Below are 20,673 nucleotides of genomic sequence, written 5' to 3' on the forward strand. Positions count from 1 at the left end.
CCCGTCGACGGCAGGGCAGGGGCCTGGTCTCCTTCCGTCCGGTCGTCCGGCACGGGGCCCGTCCGGTCACCCGGCTCGGGCCCGCAGTCGCTCCCTTTGCGGTACGACGGTGTATCTGGGGTCCTCCGCGGAGGCCACCCCGGCGTGGAACACGCCGAACCTGAGCGCGGCGGAGCCGGCCAGCAGGGCGACCCCGGCCGCCACGGCCGGACCCCGGCCGCGCAGCCGCCCGGTGACCGCCGCCAGCGCCGCGCCGCCCACCGTGAGCGACTCCGCCGCCCTCAGCAGCCGGTTCGCCGTGCCCTGCTCGAACGGCTCGCCCGCCAGGCCCATCCGGCGCTTCATCAGCCGGAACCCGACCATCTCCAGCGCCGCGCCGAGCAGCGCCATACGGCGGGCCGGTCCCACCTGCGCGGCCGGCACACAGGCCAGCGCCAGCCCGGCGGCCGCACTGGCGCCGGAACCGGCGAACACGAAGGGCATCTCCCGGTAGCCCTCGTGCCACGAGGGCACCGCCGTGTCCGAGATCAGTACGGCGGTGTAGGTGGCGACCGCCGGACCGAGGACGGCGGCGCCCGCGGTGGCGGCGGCGCCCGCGACGCGGTAGCGGCCCGCGACGTCGGCGGCCGCCGCGGCCATCGACAGGGGCGCGTACCCGGCCAGCAGCCAGGAACCCACGCTCATGGGCGAGGTGGGCTTGAAGACGCGCAGCATGTTGGCGAAACGGGCGGGTCGGCCGAGGTCGTGCACGAGCGCGACCAGCGAGCCGGAGATCGCGCCCGCCGCGCCCAGCTTCGCCGTCCGGGCCAGCGCGGGCCGCCCCGTGGCCTGCGCCCCGGCCGCCAGCAGCGACGATGCCCCGGCGAGGCCGCCGAGGTAGAGGTAGCCGGCGATGTCGACGGACTTCCAGGTCGGCCTCTTCAGGACCGGCCGGCCGTAGTAGGAGGAGAACCGGGCCTCGGGCACCATCGACTGCTCGCCGCGTCCGCGGCGACGCCGGTGCCGTCCGCGCCCGGCTCCGGCACCGATCGGGGCGGCCCGGCCGGGCCGCGCCCCCTCGGCGCCGTCACGAGGGACGTCCGGTCCGGTCATCGGGGCCTCCTGACGAAAGAGGCGACGGACAGCGCGACGAGCGACACGGCGGCGGTCGCCGCGTGCTTCCACATCGCGGGCAGATCCCGGGTGGTGACCACCGGGTCGGGCGGCAGGCCGTACACCTCGGGCTCGTCGAGCAGCAGGAAGAACGCGCCGTCGCCGCCGACCCCGTCGTCCGGGCTCTCGCCGTACAGCCGGGCGTCGGTGACACCGGCCGCGTGGAGCCGCGCCACCCGGGCGGCCGCCCGTTCGCGCAGTTCGTCCAGCGGGCCGAACTGGATGGAGTCGGTGGGGCACGACTTGGCGCAGGCCGGTTCCATGCCGACGCCGAGCCGGTCGTAGCACAGGGTGCACTTCCAGACCCGGCCGTCCTCCTTGCGCTGGTCGATGACCCCGTACGGGCAGGCGGGCACGCAGTAGCCGCAGCCGTTGCACACGTCCTGCTGGACCACGACGGTGCCGAACTCGGTGCGGAACAGCGCCCCGGTGGGACACACGTCGAGGCAGGCCGCGTGGGTGCAGTGCTTGCACACGTCGGAGGACATCAGCCAGCGCAGTTCGGTCCGCCCGTCGGGCGACACGGGGGAGATCGTGCCGGCCGGCGCGTCCGCGGGGGACGGCTCCGGCGGGGGGGCGGTGGCCCCCGGACCGGGGGAGGGAGTGGAGCCGAGCTGCCGGGCGGCCTCGAACGCGTCGAAACCGCCGTCGTCCACCCCCGGCTCCTGACCGCCCAGAAGCTTGCGCTGCTCGATGAAGGCCACATGCCGCCAGGTGTCGGCGCCGAGCCCCTGGGTGTTGTCGTACGACATGCCGGTCAGCTCGAGGCCGTCCTCCGGCACCGAGTTCCACTCCTTGCATGCCACCTCGCAGGCCTTGCAGCCGATGCACACGGAGGTGTCGGTGAAGAAGCCCATGCGGGGCGGGGCGTCGGCGTATCCGGCAGCCTGGGCCACGTTCGGCTGCGGCCCGTACCACTGGTTCTCCCAGCGGGCGGTTCCGCCCGTGCCGGTCGCCGCCGTACCGGCTTCGGTCATGTCCGGACCTCCTCGCTGCGCCCTTCCGCCGCGTCCCGACCGCACCGTCCACAGCCGTTCCCAAGCCTGGCACGGGTGCCCGGAGGGCGCGCGCCCGAAACCGCGTGGTCGAGGGCACGGGACGTGCCGGAGGATCCGGAAGTGGAAGGCCCGCGTGTCAGCCGGTCAGGTGACGCTGGATCCAGTCGGCCGCGGCCCTGCGGAAGGCACGGCGGTTGTCCGCGCGCCGGAAGTCGTGACCCTCGTCGCGCAGGACGAGGAGTTCCGCCTCCACCCCGCGCTCCCGGGCCGCCCACACGAACTGCTCGGACTCGCCGGGCGGCACGTTGGTGTCGTGTTCGCCGTGCACGGCCAGCACCGGCACGCGCAGCGCGTCGACGCGGCTCATCGGCGAGAGCGCGTGCAGCAGCTCACGGTCGCGTTCCGGATGCCCGTACTTGTGCGCGGCCGACTGCGCCAGCCACGGCTCGGTGCCCGCGAAGAACGTCGTGAGGTCCGACATCCCGCACACCGGGACGCCGGTGCGGAACAGTTCCGGATGCCACACGAGGGACGCCATCGCCAGATAGCCGCCGTAGGAGTGGCCCATCACGGCCAGCCGGAGCGGGTCGGCCAGGCCCTCCAGCAGGACGTGCGCCGCGCAGTCGGCGACGTCGTCGATCGCGGCGAACCGGCCCCGGCCGAGATCCGCGTCGACGAAGGAACGGCCGTAACCGGAGGAGCCGCGCACATCGGGGGCGAAGACGTCCAGGCCCCTGCCCAGCAGCTCGTGGTAGAGCGGGTCGAACACCGGGCGCTCCTGCTCCTCCGGACCGCCGTGCAGATGCAGGACGCAGGGGGCGGGCTCCCTCGGCGAGCGGCCCGGCGCACGGTAGTACCAGCCGCCGAGGCCCAGTCCGTCCCGGGCGACGGGGCGCACCGGCACAGGCCGTACCGGACGGTGGACGCCCGGGGCGACGACGTCCTCGTCGCGCGAGGACCACGGGGTGCGCAGCGCGGCGCCCTGGGGCAGCCACCACACACCGGGCCGCCGCAGCGATCCCGACAGCGCCACGACGGGCGCGTCCGGGTCCGCGGTGACGGCCACCCGGGTGACGACCTCGTGCGGGAGCCGCACGGCGCGGGACGGACCGAGGACCTTACCGGGGACCGGGACCAGCGGGGCCACCTCCAGCTCGCTGACCCCGCGCACGTTCCAGGACAGCACGGCGCCGCGGCCGTCGCGGTCCACGGCCAGCAACTCCAGCCCACTTCCGTCGCGTTGGGCGGCCACCGCCAGCCTGAGCCGCCGCCCCCGCCGGTCGAGGGCGACCGCGTACAGGGCGGCGTGCTCACGGTTGTGGTCGCTGCGCAGCCACAGCGTGCGGCCGTCCGGCGCGAACGTGCCGATCCACGGGTCGCCGTCGGCGACCGGCACCGCGCAGGTCACCCGCAGATCCCGGGTGCGCACCACCAGGGCCTCCCGCCGCGCCCGCGGTCCCCGGCGCACCAGCGCCAGCCGACCGTCCCGGCTGATGTCGCACACGCGCAGGGTGGCGGCCTCCCGTTCGCTCGCCAGCAGTACGGGGGCGGCCGAGCCGTCGGGGTCGACGAGGTACGCCGACAGGGTCCTGGGCGTGGGTTCGGCCGGGGCCGCACCGGAGTCCGCGGCGGCGGAGACGCCGGTGACGCGGGTCGTCGGCGGCGCCGGGCGGGACGGCGCGCCCAGGAGGGTGGCGCGGCCGTCCCGCACGGTCCAGCCTTCCGGGTGGACCGTGGCGGCGGCGTCGGAGGCGAGCGAGACGCGGGAGGCGGCGCCCGCGCCGGGACCGAGCAACCCGCTCGGTCCGGCGTGTCCGGCGCCGGCCTCCGCACCGGCCGGGGGAAGGTGCGCGGGGGCCTCGGCGACCGTCACGGCGAGTGCCGAACCGTCGTGCGTCCAGCAGCCGAGGTACGCCGAACTCCCCGGCTCGCCGCCCGCCAGGACCCGCCGCCCCGTGCCGTCGGGGCGTACGCACAGCACGCGCGTGTGCTCGCTGCCGCCCGGTGCGGTGGTGTACGCGATCCACCGTCCGTCGGGCGACCACGCGACCTCGGTCACCGGATCCAGCTCGGTGTCCAGGAGATGCACGTCGTCGCCGTCGACCGGCCCCACCCACAACTGCGGCACCCCGCCCCGGTCGCAGATGAACGCGACATACCGTCCCCCGGGGTCGGCCGAGGGGTACCAGCATCCGTGCGAGACGAGCACCCTCGGCACGGCGTCGAGCGGCAGGGCGGTGTCCGGCACCAGGACGACCTCGGGCGCCGCCTGCGCCACTCCGCTCCCCACCCGGCCGGGAACCGCGCGCTCCAGGCCCATATCCGACGGCGTTGCCGACGGCTGCTCGGCCACGTCGCCTTCTGGCGGGTGTGGCTGTTGGACGTCGCCTTCCGGCGGGTGCGGCCGTTTCACGCCGCTCTCCGACGGGTGCGGCCGGTCCGTGATGCTCGCGCCCGGGTGAGGTCGGCTCCCCGCCTGTCCTGCCGAGGGGGCGCGGACGGGTTCCGCGTTGTGTTCCGCCACGCTTCCCTCCCCAGCGGTGCGGGGCCGGTCCACCCCGGGCTCCGCCGGCTTCGCACGCGGCTCGTTCGCCGCGCCCACTGCCCGGACCGCCCGCCCACCGTCCGCCGCCACGGCCTGACGGCTCCATGCGGAGTCCGCCGCCTCCCCGGCCCGGTCGCTCCACGGGAAGCCCGCCTCGCTCGAGCCGACCCGATCTCCCCGCGCAGGGCCCGCCCCGCCTTCCGCCCGATCACGCCGCTCGGGGCCCGCCCGGACCCCGGCCGGGTCGGTCACGGCCCGGTCCGGCCGGGTTCGTTCGGGGGGCGGGCACCCCCTCGCGTCACTCGGCGAGGCGGCCCCCGTGCTCGGCAGGGCAGCCCGCGTACCCCCCGCGCCCCCGGCCGGGGGCGGTGGTGAGGATGGGCCGGTCAGCGGATTCCGTGGGTCTGCAGCCATATCTCCAGCAATGCAACCTGCCACAGCGCGTTCGCCCCGCGTTTGGTGCGGTGGGCGTCGGGCGCGGCGAGCAGCTCGTCGACGTAACTCTGGCGGAACAGCCCGCGGGCCCGCGCCTCGGGGGCGTAGAGGGCCTCGCGGACGCGTAGCAGCACCGGTGCTGCCATGTGCTTGATCGCCGGGACGGGGAAGTAGCCCTTGGGCCGGTCGACGACCTCCCGCGGCAGGACCTTGCGGCCCGCCTCCTTCAGGACGCCCTTCCCGCCGTCCGCGAGCTTGAGTCCGGGCGGGCAGGCGGCGGCCAGCTCGACCAGTTCGTGGTCGAGGAACGGCACGCGGGCCTCGAGCCCCCAGTCCATGGTCATGTTGTCGACCCGCTTGACCGGGTCGTCGACCATCATCACGTGGGTGTCCAGCCGCAGATCCGCGTCCAGCGCGGTCTCGGCTCCCGGCACGGCCATGTGCTCCCGCACGAAGTCGTCGCAGACGTCATGGCCGGGCAGCACCGAGGGGTCCAGGATGCGAGCGAGGTCGGCGTGCGGCCGGTCGAAGTACGTCTCGGCGTACGCGTCGGCCGCGCGGTGCCGGGGCACGCGTGCCATCGCCGGGTACCAGTGGTAGCCGGCGAAGACCTCGTCGGCGCCCTGACCGCTCTGCACGACCTTGACCTCCTTGGCCACCTGCTCGGACAGCAGGTGGAAGGCGACCACGTCGTGGCTGGTCATGGGCTCGCTCATGGCCAGGACGGCACCCTCCAGGGCCCGCGAGACCCGGTCGGAGGGAACCATCAGCTGGTGGTGGTCGGTGCCGAAGTCGCGTGCCACCAGGTCGGAGTAGTGGAACTCGTCGCCCTCCTCGCCTCCTTCGGACTCGAAGCCGACGCTGAACGTGGCCAGGTCGCACTGCCCCTCGTCGGCCAGCAGCGCCACGATGAGGCTGGAGTCCAGGCCGCCCGACAGCAGCACGCCCACCGGCACATCGGCGACCATCCGGCGCCGCACGGCCGTGCGCAGCGCCTCCAGGACCGCGTCCGTCCAGTCCTCCGCACTCAAACCGGCGTACTCGGGGCGGCGCGTGTAGGCGGGCTGCCAGTAGCAGTGGTCGCGGTACGTGCCGTCCGGCTCCACGACCCGGACGGTGGCGGGCGGCAGTTTGCGCACGCCGTTGAGGACGGTGCGGGGCGCGGGCACGGTCGCGTGCCAGCTGAGGTACTGGTGCAGCGCGACGGCGTCGATGGAGGTGTCCACCCCGCCGGCCGCCAGCAGCGCGGGCAGCGAGGAGGCGAACCGGAGCCGTCCGGGCGACTCCGCGAGGTACAGCGGCTTGATGCCCAGCCGGTCGCGGGCCAGGACCATCCGCCCGCTGTCCTGCTCGACGATCACGAAGGCGAACATGCCGAGGAAGTGGTCGACACAGGAGGTGCCCCACTCCAGGTAGGCCTTCAGGACCACCTCGGTGTCGGACTCCGAGAAGAACTGATGGCCCCGCGAGGCCAGTTCGCGGCGCAGCTCGCGGTAGTTGTAGACGCACCCGTTGAACACGCCGACGACCCGTGCCCGGGGGTCGGCCATCGGCTGCGCGCCGCTGTCCGTCAGGTCGATGATCTTCAGCCGCCGGTGGCCGAGGGCGACGGGCCCCTGCGACCACAGCCCGCGGCCGTCGGGCCCGCGGGGCGCGAGCCGGTCGGTCATGCGTTCCACCGCGGCCAGATCCGGCTGCCGGCCGTCGAACCGGACCTCGCCGCTGAGCCCGCACATCAGACGGTCCTCCCTTCCGCGGCGGCCTTCTCGACGGCCGTGGGGGGTCTGCCGTCGGTGACGGACGCGTGCGGGGTCCGGACGGAGGCCGGGGCGGCCGGGCGGTCGGCGGTGGCTGCGGGGGCGGGGGCCGGGACGGGGGACATGGCGACCACTCTCCTGGGACGGTCGTCGGGCACCGCCGACGGCGGTGGCAAGCGGGTCGGGCCGGGATGGGGACGGCCCGTCAGGCTCCGGCACCTCCGGCGATGGAGCTGGGACGGGGGGCACGGACGGGTCGGGCCGGCGCGACCGGGCGCGGGCCGGCGGCGCCGCGGGTCTCGGCGACCAGCAGGTCGACGCTGGCGAGCAGGTCCTCGTCCCCGGCCACCCGCCGCAGCCGGTGTGCGGCACTGCCGCAGGCCAGAGCCCGGGTGAGCAGTTCGTGCACGGCCTCCCAGTCGCCGGACGCCTCCAGCGCGGGGCGGAGCCGGGCCGCCATGCCGCGCAGCACCTCGGGGGCGGGGGCCGCGCGCCGGGTGACCGGGTCGACCAGCGTGCCCTCCAGTCCTGAGCGGGCTGCTCGCCAGGTGGCGGCCCGCAGCCACTCGTGGTGGCCGTCGCACCGGCCGCCGTCACCGCGGGCCAGCCGGTCGCACGCGTCCCGGACCAGAGCCCGGAAGAGCCCCGCGACCAGCACGACCGTCTCCACGCGCGGACAGGCGTCGCAGATCCGCAGCTCCAGCGTGCGCTGGTGCGCGGAGGGCCGTACGTCGTGGTAGATCATGCCGGCGTCGCCGATGACGCCCGAGCGGATCAGCTCTTCCAGCGCCGCGTCGTACGCGGCGGCGTCGGCGTAGCAGCCGGGTGGCCCGGCGGTGGGCCAGCGCTGCCACAGCATCGTCCGCCAGCTCGCGTAGCCGGTGTCCGCGCCGAGCCAGAACGGCGAACTGGCCGACAGCGCGAGCAGCGGCGGCAGCCACGGCGCGACCAGGCACATGGTGCGTACGGCGGTGTCCCGGTCCGGTATGTCGACGTGCACCTGTGCGCTGCAGATGAGCTGTTCGTCGGCGACCCTGCGGTACTCGTCGGCCATGTGCCGGAAACGGCGCCCGGCGGTGATGTTGCCGGAGCTCACGCGGGCCAGCGGCACGGTGCCGGCGGCCACTGTGACGAGGCCGAGCGACGAGGCCGCCGTGTCCAGCAGCCGCCGTGAACGGGCCAGGTCCGCGAGGAGGGCGTCGAGGGTGTCGTGCACCGCGCTGTTGGCCTCGACCACGGACTGCTGGAGCTCGGTGGTGAATCCGGGCCCACGCAGCCGGTCCAGTACGGCGCGGGCGCGTGGCACCAGCCGGCCGCTCTCCACGTCCAGCACGTGAAACTCTTCCTCTGCCCCGATGCGCAGCGTCACGTCACGTTCTCCCCTGCCTGGGTGGTCACCCGGCCGTCGCGTCCGGGTCCCGCTGGGGACCACTGCGGCTCCGGGACCCCCGAGTGCCCAGACCGGGACGTTCACAAGCCTCCCGACCGCCTCCGATGTCGCACGGTCCTGTGCCGACCCGCGCGCCCCGCACCCCCGTTCGGGGCAGCGCAGGGGAGGTCGGGCCGGGCCCGCGGGCGAAAAATCCGTGGTGGTCCGGCGGGCGCGATGCTGCGGGACGCCTACCTGGAGCCGTGGACCGGCGCGGGTCGCAGCCGAGCGGAACTCACCCGCGCGGTGACCCTGGCCTGGCGGCTCGCCGCGCTGGCCCGTGCCTGTTCCTGGGGCCGTGTCTTCCCGTCCGTGTCCGGCGGCGCCACTCCGGGCAGCGCTGAGAGCGCGAGCTGGCTGCTGGAGCTCTTCCACGAGCCGCCTTTGTGCATCACGCCGGTGGGGCGGACGGATCAGTCCCAGAGGGGGTAGGTCTGCACCTGCGGGTAGCCCTCCGGCCGCCCCGCCAGGAACTCCAGGCTCAGCCGGGTGAAGTGCCGTACCTCCGGGCGCTTCTTCCAGGGTTCCGGGCTGTCCAGGCGCACGGTCACCGGATACTCGTGAAACCTTCCGGCCGCGCAGTAGGGCTTGCAGTCGTTGACGAGGTTGAAGCCCCTGGCCGTCGCGGACCGGTCGTTCCACTGCGACCAGTGCAGCGCGGACAGGACGCTGTTGCCGTCGCCGCACGCGAGGATGAAAGCGCCGGGCCGCTGCCGCGGCTTCCACAGACAGTCGACCAGCACCGGCCGCCCGTCCGTCCGCTTCGCGGCGTGCGCCGAGGCGTTCCCGTGTGAGGCCGCCGGTGCGGCGGAGGCCGTACCCACGCCTGCCGTGAGCAGCCCCGCGGCGCAGAGCGCGACCGCTGTCCTCATTGTGTGTCTGCCCATGTCCGCTCCCGGCCGACGACGTCCTGGGTCCTTAACGACGCTACGGCCGAGTCGGGCGACATACCACTCGTGCGGGGTGATGCCGTGTCCGTGTCGAGTGGCGGGTCGTCGTCGTCCGCGTCCTGCTGGCAGGTGGCGCAGAGTTCGTGGTGACCGTCGGTGGTGACGACGGTTCCCCAGCCCAGGCACTGCTCGCAGTCGCGGGCGAGGCCCAGATCGGGGTGGGGAGGAGGGGCGGGGTTGGCGCTGTGGTGGGCTCCGTACGCCATACGGGGGCGGCTCCTCGAAGCGATGGTGGGGGGATGCACACCATTTTGTCCTATTTTTGAGATCTGTCCAGACTCTTTTCCTGTGCTTGGGTCCGCACAGGACGTAGCGGGCGCTGGATTTGGGGTTGACCCCGGGCCGGGCCGGGCCGGCCCGGGTCGTGGCGCGGTGTCTCTACGAGCGCACCGAGTCGATGGCGATGTTCAGATGGCGCGGGCCGCGCAGCACCGCGTTCTTCCGGTAGGGCGGCGGGTCCTCCACCAGGCGGGGGTTGTCCAGGCGGCGGGTCAGCTCGGCCAGTGCGAGCTGCGCCTCCCGCCGGGCCAGCGGCGCGCCGAAGCAGATGTGGATGCCGCTGCCGAAGCCGAGGTGCTCGATGTCCTCGCGGTCGGGGTCGAACCGGTCGGGATCCCGGAACCGCTCCGGGTCCCGGTTGCCCGCGGCGAGCATCAGCCAGATCCGCGAACCCTTGGGAATCGTGACCCCGCGCAGGTCGATGTCGGCGACACAGGTGCGCTGCGGCACCAGCTGCACGGGAGGCTCGTAACGCAGCAGCTCCTCCACGATCCTGACGGACAGTCCCGGATCCTCGCGCAGCCGGTGCAGGTACTCCGGGTGACGCAGCAGCGTGAGCATGCCGTTGGTGATGAGGTTGACCGTCGTCTCGTGGCCCGCGATCAGCAGCAGCACCGCCGTGCTGAGCACCTCCATCATCGACATGGTCCCGTCAGCGCCGTGACTGGCCGCCAGGTCGGACAGCAGGTCGTCGCGGGGCTCCTTGGTGCGCTGCTCGACCAGACCGGCCAGGTACATGCCCAGCTGCATCCGGGCCTCCTGCGCGGCGCGCTGGAAGTCGTCGTCGGTGCGCTGCCGGGTCTCCGGGTCCAGGGCGGCGACGATCGGGTCCACCCAGGCGCGAAAGCGGGGCTCGTCCTCGCGCGGCACGCCGAGCAGCCGGCAGATCACCGTCACCGGGAAGGGGTAGGCGAACTGGTCGACGACGTCGATCTGCCGGGCGTCGCCGAAGCCGTCGACGAGCTCGGTGATGATCCCGCTGAGTTCCCCGCTCATGGAGTCGATCCGGTCGGGCCGGTGCGGCGGGCCGAAGGAGCTGTTGGCGATCCGCCGCAGCCGGTCGTGCTCGGGCGGGTCGAGCCTGATGAAGCTCGGCGGCAGCCCCGTCGCCTCCGGTCCCGACAGCTCGTCCGCGCCGGCGGCGGTGAGGTTGGTGGCGTCCGAGCTGACCCTCGGGTCGTGGAGCAGCCCGAGAATGTCGTAGTACGAGCTCACGACGTAGGGGCCGTCCTCCTCCTCGTGCAGCACCGGTGTCTTGCGCAGCTCCTCGTAGAGCGGATACGGGTTAGCGCGGTTGGCGTAGTCGGTGATCCGGTGCAGGAGCGAGGCGTGCGTCATGTCGGGTCCTTGGGGCATGGAGGTCCGGGGCGGGAGGCGGGGCGCCGGTTCAGTGGCGGGCCGGCGTGAAGACCAGTTGCCGGTCGGCCGGCGAGTAGCCGCTGAGGGTCACGGTCGGGCCGTGCGTCGGCAGCGACGGGTCGGGGAAGTCGGCCGGCACCGGCTTGCGGCCCTCGGGCCGGCGGTCCACCGTGGTGAACTCCACCGGGAACGGAGCGCCCGTCTCGATCAGCCGCTGGTAGAACTCCAGCCACCGCGTGTTGTCGAAGCTCACGGCGGCGATCACGCGGCCCTGGTAGCCGTACACCCCGACGAACCGCCGCTCGGTCAGCGAACCCTGGGTGATCATGACCTCCTCGCCCATGGACGGTACGCCGACCGACTTGATGTTCACGCCGAACTGCGAGGACCAGAAGGCCGGCACCCACATGTGCGGGCGCCGGTCGGCGCCGGCGCTGATCATGTTGTGCGCGGCCACCTCGGCCTGGGCGACGGCGTTGCCCCAGTGCTCCAGGGACAGGAACTGGTAGCCGAACAGCGGATGCGGGGAGCGGGCGACGTCGCCGGCGACGTAGATGTCGTCGGTGACGATGCCCCGGAAGTCGAAGGCCCGGCAGCCCGCGTCGCAGGCGATACCGCGCGGGCCGGCGCCCAGCCCCGAGCCCTCCAGCCAGTCGGTGTTGCGGGTCGCGCCCAGCGAGACCACCACCACGTCCGTCTCGACGACACTGCCGTCGGACAGGTGCGCCGCCCGCACCCGGCCCGTCACGTCGCCCTCCAGACCGGTGACCATGACCCCGGTGCGCAGGTCCACCCCGTTCTCCCGGTGCAGCTCCGCGGCCACCGCGCCGATCACCCCGCCGAGCGCGCCCACCAGGGGAGCGCCGGCCCGCTCCGCGACCGTGACCGCGATGCCCTGGTTCCGGCACGCCGAGGCGATCTCCGAACCGGTGAAGCCGGCCCCGATGATCAGCACCCGGCGCGGCGGGCCCTTCATCCGCCGGTGCAGACGGACCGCGTCGTCCCGGGTGCGCAGCACGAACACCCCGTCCAGCTGGGCCTCGTCCTCCTTCGGCCAAGGCCGGGCGTGCACACCGGTCGCGATCAGCAGCCGGTCGTAGGGCACCTCCTCGCCGTCGGCCAGCCGCACCCGCCTGGCCGCCATGTCCAGGCCGGCGGCCGCGACCCCGAGCCGCCAGGTCGCGTCGATGTCCCGGCGCCGGGGCAGCTCGGTGTGGTCCGGGGACGCCATGCCGAGCAGCGCCGCCTTGGACAGCGGGGGGCGGTCGTACGGCTCGTAGGGCTCGTCACCGATCATGGTGAGTGGTCCGGCGAACCCTTCGGCACGCAGCGTCTCGGCGGCTCTGAGGCCCGCCAGCGAGGCACCCACGATCACGATCCGGCCTTCGCGTCTGAGCCACTCGTGGAACGCCTCAGCGGGCATCGGAGGCCTCCCGCCCGGCGCCGACCGGCTCCTCGTCCGCGTCGTCCAGCCCCTCAGCCGTGATCGCCTGCACCGGGCACGCCGCGACGGCACGCGCGACCCTCTCCCGCTGCTCCGTGCCGGGTCGCGGGTTGTAGACCAGCGACTCCTCGCCGTGCATCGTGAACACGCCCGGCGCGAGGAACGCGCACTGCGCGTATCCCTGGCACTTGTTGAGATCGACGACAAGCCTCATTGGCGACCCGCCCTTCCCGGCGGCCAGGCCCTCGGGAACCACCCGCGCGGCGGGCACCCTCGGACGGCGGTCATCCCACGTCAGGATCGAAGCCCCGCTGCCCTCCCCGCGCGTCAGGACCCGCCGATGGAGTGACGGGACGGCGCGGCGGATGGAGCGGCGGGGCCGGGTGGCCGGGGGCCGACAGCAGGGAGCCGAGTCAGACGGCCGGGGCGGGGCGGCCGCCGGCCATCAGGATGTACGTGCTGAGGACCAGCGACCATGCCGGGAACACCAGTTCGGCCCACGGTACGTTCGACGCGGCGAACAGCAGCACCAGGGCGGTGAGCAGACCCAGCAGCGTCAGCCACCGCGGCAGCACCCCCAGCCGGTGTCCCATCACCGACAGCGAGCACGCGAAGACGGCCGCCATCCGCATCGCGTACCCGGTCATCAGCGTGTACGCGAAGTCGCGGCCGAAGTCCCACGCGGCGGGCCCGGCGGAGGCGCCGGGCGGGTGCGCGACCGCGAGCACCGCATCGGCGGCCGCGGCCGCCCCGAACATGGCGGCCACGAACACCATTCCGCTGCCCAGGAAGACGGTCGCCAGGAACTTGTCCTCGGCGTCCCCGACATGGGCGCGTACCACGCCGGTGAACCACAGGAAGAAGATGCCGGCGAACGGCACGAGAGCCAGTGCCGCCCGCACCGCATCGTGCCGCGCGGAGTCGGTGGACCCCCGGAAGGCGATCGCTTCCGCGCCCTCGGGGATCCCCAGCCGGATCAGGACGATCACCGCCGCGAGCAGCAGCGCGAACAGCACCCCGGCCAGCCCGGCCGCGCGAGGCGTCCGCAGCGGCCGCTCGGGCACTTCGGTCACTTGAGGTAGCCGAGGATGGTCATCATCCCTGACTCGGAGTGGTACTGGTTGTGGCAGTGGAGCATCCACAGGCCCGGGTTGTCGGCGTAGAAGTCCACCACCAGCCTGTTCCCCGGCAACACGATGGCGGTGTCCTTGCGGGCTCCGCGCCCCTTCGGGCCGGTGACGGCGAAGGTGTGGCCGTGCAGGTGCAGCGGGTGCCACATGCCGGTGTGGTTGAGGAAGGTGATCCGGACCCGCTCGCCCCGGCGGATCGGATGGCGCTGCTCGACCGAGTACGGTCTGCGGTCGAAGCTCCAGTTGTACCACTTCATGTTGCCGGTCAGTTTGATCTGGATCTCGCGGTCCGGCTCGTCGTCGGAGAACGCCACCGAGTCGGCGGGGGCGAGCTCGTAGGCGGACAGGAAGCGGCCGTCCAGCTCGTTGGGGCGGACGGAGGGCGCGGGCAGGTTCTTGGACTTTCCGGTGTTCAGTACGGCGAGGGCGCGCGCGTCCTTGCCCTCGGCCAGCGCGACCAGGGGGAACACCCCGTCCTTGGCGGTGATGACGACGTCGTAGCGCTCTGCCATGCCGATCACCAGCGCGTCCGTCGTACGGTGCTCGACCGGGTAGCCGTCCGTGTGCGTCACCGTCATCTCGTGGCCGCCCAGGGCCACTCGGAAGGCGGTGTCGGCACCCGCGTTGATGAACCGCACCCGGATGCGGTCGCCCGGACGGGCCCGGAAGACCGACGGAGCGTGCGGGACACGGCCGTTGATCAGGTAATAGGGGTAGTCGACATTGCCGCCCATGCCTTGCAGGATGCGGCTGAGACCGCCCCGCAGGATGCGGTCGGGGCCGTGGGACGAGCCCTGCGGGGCCGAATGCCCGCCGTGACCGCCGCCGCCCATGTCCATGCCATGCATGCCCTTGGGAATGGGGCCCTTGACCTTCTGCAACTGCGCGAGCACGCCATCAGGAGTGGAGCCGGCCAGGCCGTCCACCCAGTCGTCCAGGACCACCACCCACTCCTTGTCGTACGACAAGGGCTCTTTGGGGTCGTCGATGATCAGTGGTGCGTACAGGCCGCGGTCGAGCTGCATGCCCTCGTGCGAATGCAGCAGGTACGTGCCGGGGTGGGACACGACGAAGCGGTAGTTGAACTCCGAGCCGGGCTTGATGGTCTGCTGGGTCAGTCCCGGCACGCCGTCCATGTCGCAGCGCAGGCGCACACCGTGCGAGTGCACCGTCGTCCCCACGGGCAGGCGGTTGACGAGCGTGAGGTCGAGGATGTCACCCGCGGTGGCCCGGACCGCCTCGCCCGGGATCCTGTCGCTGTACGCCCAGGTCTTGACGGTCTTGCCGGCCAGGTCGAACGACGTCTCCCGAGCGGTGAACGTGTACTTGCGCACCCGCCCGGCCCCGCGCTTGCGCTCGGCGGCCAGGACCTCCGGGTCGGACGGGTTCACGTACCCCTTGGGCCCCTTGGGGATGAACGGGCGGAAGCCTTCGAGGGTCCCGGGGCCCAGCACGGACCCCGAGCCCCGAGCGGACCCCGAGCCCCGAGCGGACCCCGAGAGGGAGCCGGCCCCGGAGCAGGCGGTCAGGAGTCCCGAAGCGGCAGCCGTGACCGAGGCGCTGAGCAAGGTGCGCCGCGTATATGTGTGCATGACTCGAATAACACACGTTTTGCGCCGATATGTGGGAGAACTGGCGCGGCGCGTCTGGTGATCTCGGCAACCATTGCCTTGGCGGAGGGGCGATACGGGGCATGGCCCGCGCGGCGACGTGCCGGGTCCTGGCATGTGCGCTATGCTGGATCTTGAGCGAGTCACCGGAACTCCCGGTGATCAGCTGTGCGTTGGTGGTCCAAGGAAAGACGCCCCGCTTCCTGCGGGGAGATGCAGGTGCAAGGCCTGCCCGGCGCTCGTGGACGAGCCCCACTCCCGTGATGGGAGTGGGGCTTTCGTCATGCCCGCCGAACGGGCGTTCGGCGGGCATGACGATCCACGAGGCGCTGACCGTCGCCGGACGTGCGATGCGGGGAATCCACGGGGCGCTTGAACATCCCCGGTCCGAACTCCGTATGGGACGGGGGGATTCACATTCCTGGCAGGCCACGACGCGTAGGAGAAGTTCGGTGAGACGCAACACGCGCAGACGACCCACGGGCCCGCGGCGCGCCACGCTCGGCGCGATGGCGCTCATCCTGGGCGGAGGCGGGCTGATGGTCGCCAACGTGTATGCCTCCGCCACCGAAGACACGTCGACGGTGCGGTCCGCCGGGGAATCGGACCGCGACCGGAGTCCGGCGGCGGGAGGCGCCACGATCGACTGCCCGGACGTCGGAGCCGGGATGACCGCGGTGCCGCAGGAGGCGAAGGCGACCGTCGACGAGCAACTCGCGGTGCTGGACCAGCAGATCGCGAGCGCGTACCAGCAGATGCAGGACGCGGTTCAGGACGGGCGGCTCGACGTCGGCGCGGTGGAGAACACGGTCGTGGCTCCGCTCAAGGAGCAGCGTGCCGCGACGATCGGGACCATCGCCGACGCGATCGAACGGGCCGGGGAGCGGCCCGAGGGACTCGACGACCTCGCGGCCTGCACCCTGCGCACCTCCGGCACCCAGGACGGCGGCGGGGAGACCGGTCAGGAGCAGGCCGACCAGGAGCAGAGCCCGCAGGGGGACGGGCAGCAGGAACCCCAGCAGGACGCCGACGGCGGAGGCCAGGCCGGCAACGGCCCCGTGGCCGCGGACTACGCGGACATCACCACCGTGCAGAGCGACGCGCGAAAGCCCCGTGGGGCGGCGGACGCCGCACGCGGCAGCTTCGCCTCCAGCTGCGGAGTGAACGAGGGCGGTCTGTTCAACTCGGACAACGTGATCGTCGCCCCCGGCGTCACCAACGGAGCCCACCACTTCCACGACTACATCGGCAACCAGGCCAACAACGCCTTCGCCAGCGACCAGGACCTGGCGAACGGTGACACGAGCTGCGCCGACAAGGGCGACAAGTCCACCTACTACTGGCCCGTGCTGCGCCTGCAGGACGGCAGCCGGGAGCGGGACGCCGACGCCCCCGGCGGCGGGACCGAGGGCAACGCGGGCCGGATCGTGACGCCGAAGCAGGTGACGCTGTCCTTCGAGGGCAGTCCGCGCGGCAAGGTGACGGAGATGCCGCGCTTCCTGCGCATCATCACCGGAGACGCCAAGGCGTTCGTCAACGGCCCCGCCAACGCCAACGCGTCCTGGTCCTGCACCGGTTTCGAGGACCGGCAGCTGAAGGACAAGTACCCGCTCTGCCCCGGAGGCAGCGACGTGGTGCGCACCTTCAGGTTCCAGAGCTGCTGGGACGGCCGGAACGCCGACAGCGCCAACCACCGTACGCACGTGGCGTTCGCCGGCGCCGACGGCAACTGCCCGGACGGATTCCGGGCGATCCCGCAACTCGTGCAGCGCATCGTCTACGGCGTCGACGCCCCGAGCCTGGACGACGGGGGTGCGACCACCCCGCTGTTCGCGGTGGACTCCTTCCCCGAACAACTGCACAAGCCGGGCACGGACCACGGCGACTTCATCAACGTCTTCGACGACGACCTGATGCGCCGGATGGTCGACTGCATCAACAGCGGCCGTCAGTGCGGGCCCGGGGCCGACCAGGGCTCGAAGTCCGGCGAGCAGCCGGAGAAACCGCGGGAGCCGCAGGAGCCTGAAGGGAGGCCGACGCAGACCTCGGGCGGGCGGCCCGGAGGCGGCGCCGGCAAGGGCGCGGGCCGGACCGACGACGACGGCGCGAACGGGGCGGGCGTGGGCGACGCCGGGGGCGAGAAGTCCGCGGAGCCGACGGGCGGTGCGGTGGAACCGAAGGCCGACACCTCGGACGCGGCCGAGCGGAGTGCCACGGGTGGCGCGTCCACGAGCGCGACCGGTACCGGGGGCGGCGGCGAGGTGGGCACGCCCGCCTACACGCCGGTTCCCGGCGGAAACGGCCAGGCGGCCGGTGCGCAGACCGAACCGCAGGCCGTCAGGGGCAGCCTGGCCGAGACCGGCGCCCGGTTGTGGCCCGCGGCCGCCGGGGCGGTGCTCGTGACCGCGGGCATCGTGCTGCTGCGCCGGATCAGGCACGGCGCCGTCTGACGGCGCCACAGGCCGTGAAGGGGGGCGGTGGTGGGACCGGTCTCGTGGTCCCATCGCCGCCCCTCGGTGTCACTCGGCGCGGGCGAGCCCTCTTCGGGCGTTGTTGTAGATACGCATCAGGTGCTTGGCCACGGCGCACGGAATGGCGTGTGCATGACATTGTCGACACGTCTGCATGTGCTGTTCGTAGTCGGAATGCGCTTGCTGCAGGGCGGCGTCTGGAGACGGCATGGGGATCCTTCGCACGGGGCGTCGGGCGGCACGGCGCGCCCGACTTGACTGGAGAGAAAAGCCAGGAGCCAAAGTTGATCACGTTACTTCGGGTAGTGGAAAGCGCCATCGGGCCACCCGGTACGGCGGATCGGACGGCTGCCCGCCTCATGCGCTCCCGGGGGTCTGCCGCCCGGAATAGGCCCACCAACGGCCCTCGTGCCGGTTCACCGCGATGGGGCGGCCGAAGCACGCGGTCAGCCACGGCCCGGTCAGCACGTCCTCGACGGGCCCCTGGGACAGGATGCGTCCCTCGCGCAGCAGCAGGGCGTGACTGACGGCGGGGGACAACTCCTCGAGGTGGTGGGTGACCGTCACCGTGGCGAGCCGCGGCCGTCCCGCCGCGAGCCGGTGCATGGCCTCGACCAGATCCTCGCGGGACGGCAGGTCAAGGGCGTTGAAGGGTTCGTCGAGGAGCAGCAGCGCGGGTTCGGCCATGAGGGCCCGGGCGATGAGGACGCGTGCCCGCTGCCCGCCCGAGCAGACTCCGTACGGCCGGTCGGCCAGGTCCTTGATCTCCAGCTCGGCCAGCAGTTCGTGGGCGCGCTGCCGCACCTCCTCGTCGTACATCCGCCACAGGGGCTGCACCGTGCCCGTGTGGCCGGTCAGCACGACGGTGTGGGCGTCGAGTTCCCCGGGCACGCGCTGCGCCGTGGTGACGTGCCCGATGCGCGCGCGCAGTTCCCGCACGTCGACGCGGCCCAGCAGCTCGCCGAGGACCTCGACGGTGCCGGTCGTGGGGTGCATCAGGGCGCCGAGCAGCCGCAGCAGCGTGGTCTTCCCGGCGCCGTTGGCGCCCAGCAGCGCCCAGTGCTGTCCCGCCCGCACCGTCCAGTCGACGCCGTCCAGGATCACCTGCCCGGTCGTGAAGCGGCGGACGCCCACCTCGTGGAGGGCGACGACGGTACCGGGCCCCCGCGTCGTTCGCTCCTCGGTGTCCTCGGCCATCCTGGGCTCCCCTCGATGTCGAGGCCGTCGCTCGACCGGCACCACGAACGGTAGATGCATCCGGCACCTTGTCGCCGAACTGTCCGGGTCGTGGACGCGGCGCGGCCGCCTCCGGGTTGCCGCCCGGTGGGCCGCGCCGGGCGATCGCCCCTGTGACGAAGCCGACACGAACGCCGCACGCGTGCCCGGCGGGAAGAGGGGTATGTGCACGCCGTGAACAGGGTGGTGAAGGCGATTGGGATGGAATCCGTCCTCCTCGGTGACGATGAGCCGGCGCCGGACACCGGCGTGATAGGCGTGGCGGCGGCCCTCGACGGCGACGCCGCGTGCATCGCGGAGGCCCGTCATCTCGCGGCCGAGTTCCTGGGACGGGCGCGGACCGGCCATGGGCTGACGGTCTCGGACCGTGCCCTGGACCTGACCCAGCTCGTGGTCAGCGAACTGGTCACCAACGCCCGCAAGTACGCCTCCGGCCCCATCCTGATGGACCTGCGGATCGCCGGGGACGCCGTGGACATCGCGGTCTGGGACAGCGATCCGGTGCTGCCCGTGGCCCGGGCCGCCGACCCGGGGCGGGTGGGCCAGCACGGTCTGGAGATCGTGATGGCCGTGGTGGAGCGGTTCGAGGTGCGGCGCGAGCCGGTGGGCAAGCGCGTCATCGCCCGCATCAGCCTGCTCGACGCCGCGCGCCCGTGAGGCGGCACCGGCGGGCGGCCGCGCGGCGTCAGGCGTCGAGTTCCGCCGTGTCCCCCATGACCACGACCGGGTGCTGACGCGGATCGAGGGAGCGCAGCAGATACCGCATCGCCGACTTGGACAGGGTCACGCACGCGGACGTGCCGCTGCCGTGGTCCATGTGCAGCCAGATGCCGCCGCCCCTGGACTGTCCTTCGGGCCGGGTGGGGTCGTTGGGCGGCGTTCCCTTGACGCGGTTGAAGTCGACGGCGATGACGTAGTCGAAGTCGTGCCAGGCGTTCTTCGTCCAGTACCGGGGAGCCTGGAACGCGGCGGACCGGGTGTACGGCAGTCTGGCCCCGGGGTCCTCGAGCACGCCGCCGGCGTCGCTCAGCGTGAACACCCCCACGGGGGTGCGCTGGTCGCCCTCGTGATGGTCCGTCGTCCAGCCCTTCCGGCCGTTGTGGGCCGGCCACGAAGCCGTCCGCTCCCAGCGTGAGCCGTGCTCGGTGAAGAGCTCGACCGTCGAGTCGGGGGAGTCCGGGCCCGCGCCGTAGACCGCGACCACCTGGCGGGACCCGGCCGGCACCCGATGCCACATCCGGTCACCGATGCCCGGCACCCGCCGCGGGGGCACGTCGCGTCCGGGTGCGTGCTCCGCCTGCCCGCCGTGGCCGGCCGCGCGCCGGTGGCCCGGGTCGCCGCACGCCGTCAGCGACATCGCCAGCGCCCCACCGGCCGCCACCACGGCCGCCGTCCGCAACGCTCCGCCTTTTCGCATGGGCCCCATGATGGCACCGCCCCCGGCGCGTTTTTCACCTGAATGGCCGCCCGTGGCTGCGTGCGGATGGCCCAGTCGGTATCTCCTTGAGTGAGAGAGGCGTCCATCGAGGGAGTGGAGCCGATCATGTATGAGATGTGTGCAGGAGTAGAGAGGCCCGGTGGGGCTCTGGTCTGGCACGTCATGGCCAAGCGCACGACCACCACCCTGTGCGGCCAGAAACTGGGTCAGCACGTCGACGGCGCGAGCGCACAGCGGGCTGGACACTGCTCCACCTGCATGGCGTTGTTCGGGAAGCTGATGACCGCACCACCCGCGGTCGGCTCTCCCGCCGCCACGGACCGGTAGGTCCTGGCATCCGGCTCCCGTCCTCCGCCGCGAGGACGGGAGCCGGGTGTTCGTCCTCCGTTCCGTCGAGGCCCGCGCGGTGCGGCCGGTAAACGCTTCGACCAATTTTTGGC

General features: G+C 73.0%; 18 protein-coding genes. 4 read left to right on the forward strand and 14 right to left on the reverse strand.

All coding sequences use genetic code 11. The features are described 5' to 3' along the window. Positions 1 to 66 precede the first annotated feature (66 nt). The 6 genes from nrfD to TNCT6_RS32355 form a co-directional block, all read right to left on the reverse strand. Positions 67 to 1,092 (reverse strand): NrfD/PsrC family molybdoenzyme membrane anchor subunit, encoded by a 1,026-nt coding sequence (nrfD, locus tag TNCT6_RS32335; protein WP_172633125.1) that lies wholly within the window; start codon positions 1,090 to 1,092, stop codon positions 67 to 69. Beyond that, positions 1,089 to 2,129 carry a 4Fe-4S dicluster domain-containing protein gene (locus TNCT6_RS32340; protein WP_141364707.1) on the reverse strand — a complete coding sequence of 347 codons (1,041 nt, stop codon included), beginning with the start codon at positions 2,127 to 2,129 and terminating at the stop codon, positions 1,089 to 1,091. The genes nrfD and TNCT6_RS32340 overlap by 4 nt, the downstream gene beginning before the upstream one ends. 157 nt (positions 2,130 to 2,286) lie before the next feature. Beyond that, positions 2,287 to 4,470, reverse strand: a complete 2,184-nt coding sequence (locus TNCT6_RS32345; protein WP_141367000.1) for an alpha/beta fold hydrolase — start codon at positions 4,468 to 4,470, stop codon at positions 2,287 to 2,289. A 611-nt stretch (positions 4,471 to 5,081) separates the two neighbouring features. Continuing rightward, positions 5,082 to 6,866 (reverse strand): N-acetylglutaminylglutamine amidotransferase, encoded by a 1,785-nt coding sequence (locus tag TNCT6_RS32350; RefSeq protein ID WP_141364709.1) that lies wholly within the window; start codon positions 6,864 to 6,866, stop codon positions 5,082 to 5,084. Then, positions 6,866 to 7,012 carry a hypothetical protein gene (locus tag TNCT6_RS40190; RefSeq protein ID WP_172633126.1) on the reverse strand — a complete coding sequence of 49 codons (147 nt, stop codon included), beginning with the start codon at positions 7,010 to 7,012 and terminating at the stop codon, positions 6,866 to 6,868. Before TNCT6_RS40190 ends, TNCT6_RS32350 begins: the two co-directional genes overlap by 1 nt. Positions 7,013 to 7,092: 80 nt before the next feature. Continuing rightward, positions 7,093 to 8,256: a glutamate--cysteine ligase gene (locus TNCT6_RS32355; protein WP_141364711.1), complete on the reverse strand. Its 1,164-nt coding sequence runs from the start codon at positions 8,254 to 8,256 to the stop codon at positions 7,093 to 7,095. A gap of 237 nt (positions 8,257 to 8,493) precedes the next feature. On the opposite strand from TNCT6_RS32355, the gene TNCT6_RS32360 reads away from it, so the two are divergent. Next, positions 8,494 to 8,748 carry a hypothetical protein gene (locus TNCT6_RS32360; RefSeq protein ID WP_308789484.1) on the forward strand — a complete coding sequence of 85 codons (255 nt, stop codon included), beginning with the start codon at positions 8,494 to 8,496 and terminating at the stop codon, positions 8,746 to 8,748. Here the strand turns inward: TNCT6_RS32360 and TNCT6_RS32365 are convergent. From TNCT6_RS32365 to TNCT6_RS32395, 6 genes are all read right to left on the reverse strand, one after another. Beyond that, complete coding sequence (locus tag TNCT6_RS32365) at positions 8,730 to 9,203, reverse strand: hypothetical protein (RefSeq protein ID WP_141364713.1); 474 nt, start codon at positions 9,201 to 9,203, stop codon at positions 8,730 to 8,732. The two genes, TNCT6_RS32360 and TNCT6_RS32365, sit on opposite strands and share 19 nt — an antisense overlap. Before the next feature lie 441 nt (positions 9,204 to 9,644). After that, positions 9,645 to 10,883, reverse strand: coding sequence for a cytochrome P450 (locus tag TNCT6_RS32375; protein WP_141364717.1), 1,239 nt, complete (start codon positions 10,881 to 10,883; stop codon positions 9,645 to 9,647). A 49-nt stretch (positions 10,884 to 10,932) separates the two neighbouring features. After that, the gene (locus TNCT6_RS32380; protein ID WP_141364719.1) at positions 10,933 to 12,327 is read right to left on the reverse strand and encodes an NAD(P)/FAD-dependent oxidoreductase; all 1,395 of its coding nucleotides are present in this window, start codon (positions 12,325 to 12,327) and stop codon (positions 10,933 to 10,935) included. Beyond that, on the reverse strand, positions 12,317 to 12,562 hold the full coding sequence (locus TNCT6_RS32385) for a ferredoxin (RefSeq protein WP_141364721.1): 246 nt from the start codon (positions 12,560 to 12,562) through the stop codon (positions 12,317 to 12,319). The genes TNCT6_RS32380 and TNCT6_RS32385 overlap by 11 nt, the downstream gene beginning before the upstream one ends. 199 nt (positions 12,563 to 12,761) lie before the next feature. Beyond that, complete coding sequence (locus TNCT6_RS32390; RefSeq protein ID WP_141364723.1) at positions 12,762 to 13,421, reverse strand: hypothetical protein; 660 nt, start codon at positions 13,419 to 13,421, stop codon at positions 12,762 to 12,764. Continuing rightward, positions 13,418 to 15,070 (reverse strand): multicopper oxidase family protein, encoded by a 1,653-nt coding sequence (locus tag TNCT6_RS32395; protein ID WP_141364725.1) that lies wholly within the window; start codon positions 15,068 to 15,070, stop codon positions 13,418 to 13,420. The genes TNCT6_RS32390 and TNCT6_RS32395 overlap by 4 nt, the downstream gene beginning before the upstream one ends. 527 nt (positions 15,071 to 15,597) lie before the next feature. Between TNCT6_RS32395 and TNCT6_RS32400 the strand changes: the two genes are divergently transcribed. After that, the gene (locus TNCT6_RS32400) at positions 15,598 to 17,538 is read left to right on the forward strand and encodes a DUF1996 domain-containing protein (RefSeq protein ID WP_253266475.1); all 1,941 of its coding nucleotides are present in this window, start codon (positions 15,598 to 15,600) and stop codon (positions 17,536 to 17,538) included. 378 nt (positions 17,539 to 17,916) lie between these two features. Here the strand turns inward: TNCT6_RS32400 and TNCT6_RS32405 are convergent, their stop codons facing one another. Beyond that, positions 17,917 to 18,756, reverse strand: coding sequence for an ABC transporter ATP-binding protein (locus tag TNCT6_RS32405; protein ID WP_141364727.1), 840 nt, complete (start codon positions 18,754 to 18,756; stop codon positions 17,917 to 17,919). 240 nt (positions 18,757 to 18,996) lie between these two features. Here TNCT6_RS32405 and TNCT6_RS32410 point away from each other — a divergent pair, with 240 nt between their 5' ends. Next, entirely contained in the window at positions 18,997 to 19,452 is a 456-nt protein-coding gene (locus tag TNCT6_RS32410) for an ATP-binding protein (RefSeq protein ID WP_141364729.1), read from the forward strand. 28 nt (positions 19,453 to 19,480) lie between these two features. Here the strand turns inward: TNCT6_RS32410 and TNCT6_RS32415 are convergent, their stop codons facing one another. Further along, positions 19,481 to 20,212, reverse strand: a complete 732-nt coding sequence (locus TNCT6_RS32415) for a L,D-transpeptidase family protein (RefSeq protein ID WP_141364730.1) — start codon at positions 20,210 to 20,212, stop codon at positions 19,481 to 19,483. A gap of 135 nt (positions 20,213 to 20,347) precedes the next feature. Between TNCT6_RS32415 and TNCT6_RS32420 the strand changes: the two genes are divergently transcribed. Continuing rightward, the gene (locus tag TNCT6_RS32420) at positions 20,348 to 20,560 is read left to right on the forward strand and encodes a hypothetical protein (RefSeq protein ID WP_253266301.1); all 213 of its coding nucleotides are present in this window, start codon (positions 20,348 to 20,350) and stop codon (positions 20,558 to 20,560) included. Positions 20,561 to 20,673 lie beyond the last annotated feature (113 nt).

Origin of the sequence: Streptomyces sp. 6-11-2, from assembly GCF_006540305.1 — a bacterium.
Taxonomy (GTDB): Bacteria; Actinomycetota; Actinomycetes; order Streptomycetales; family Streptomycetaceae; genus Streptomyces.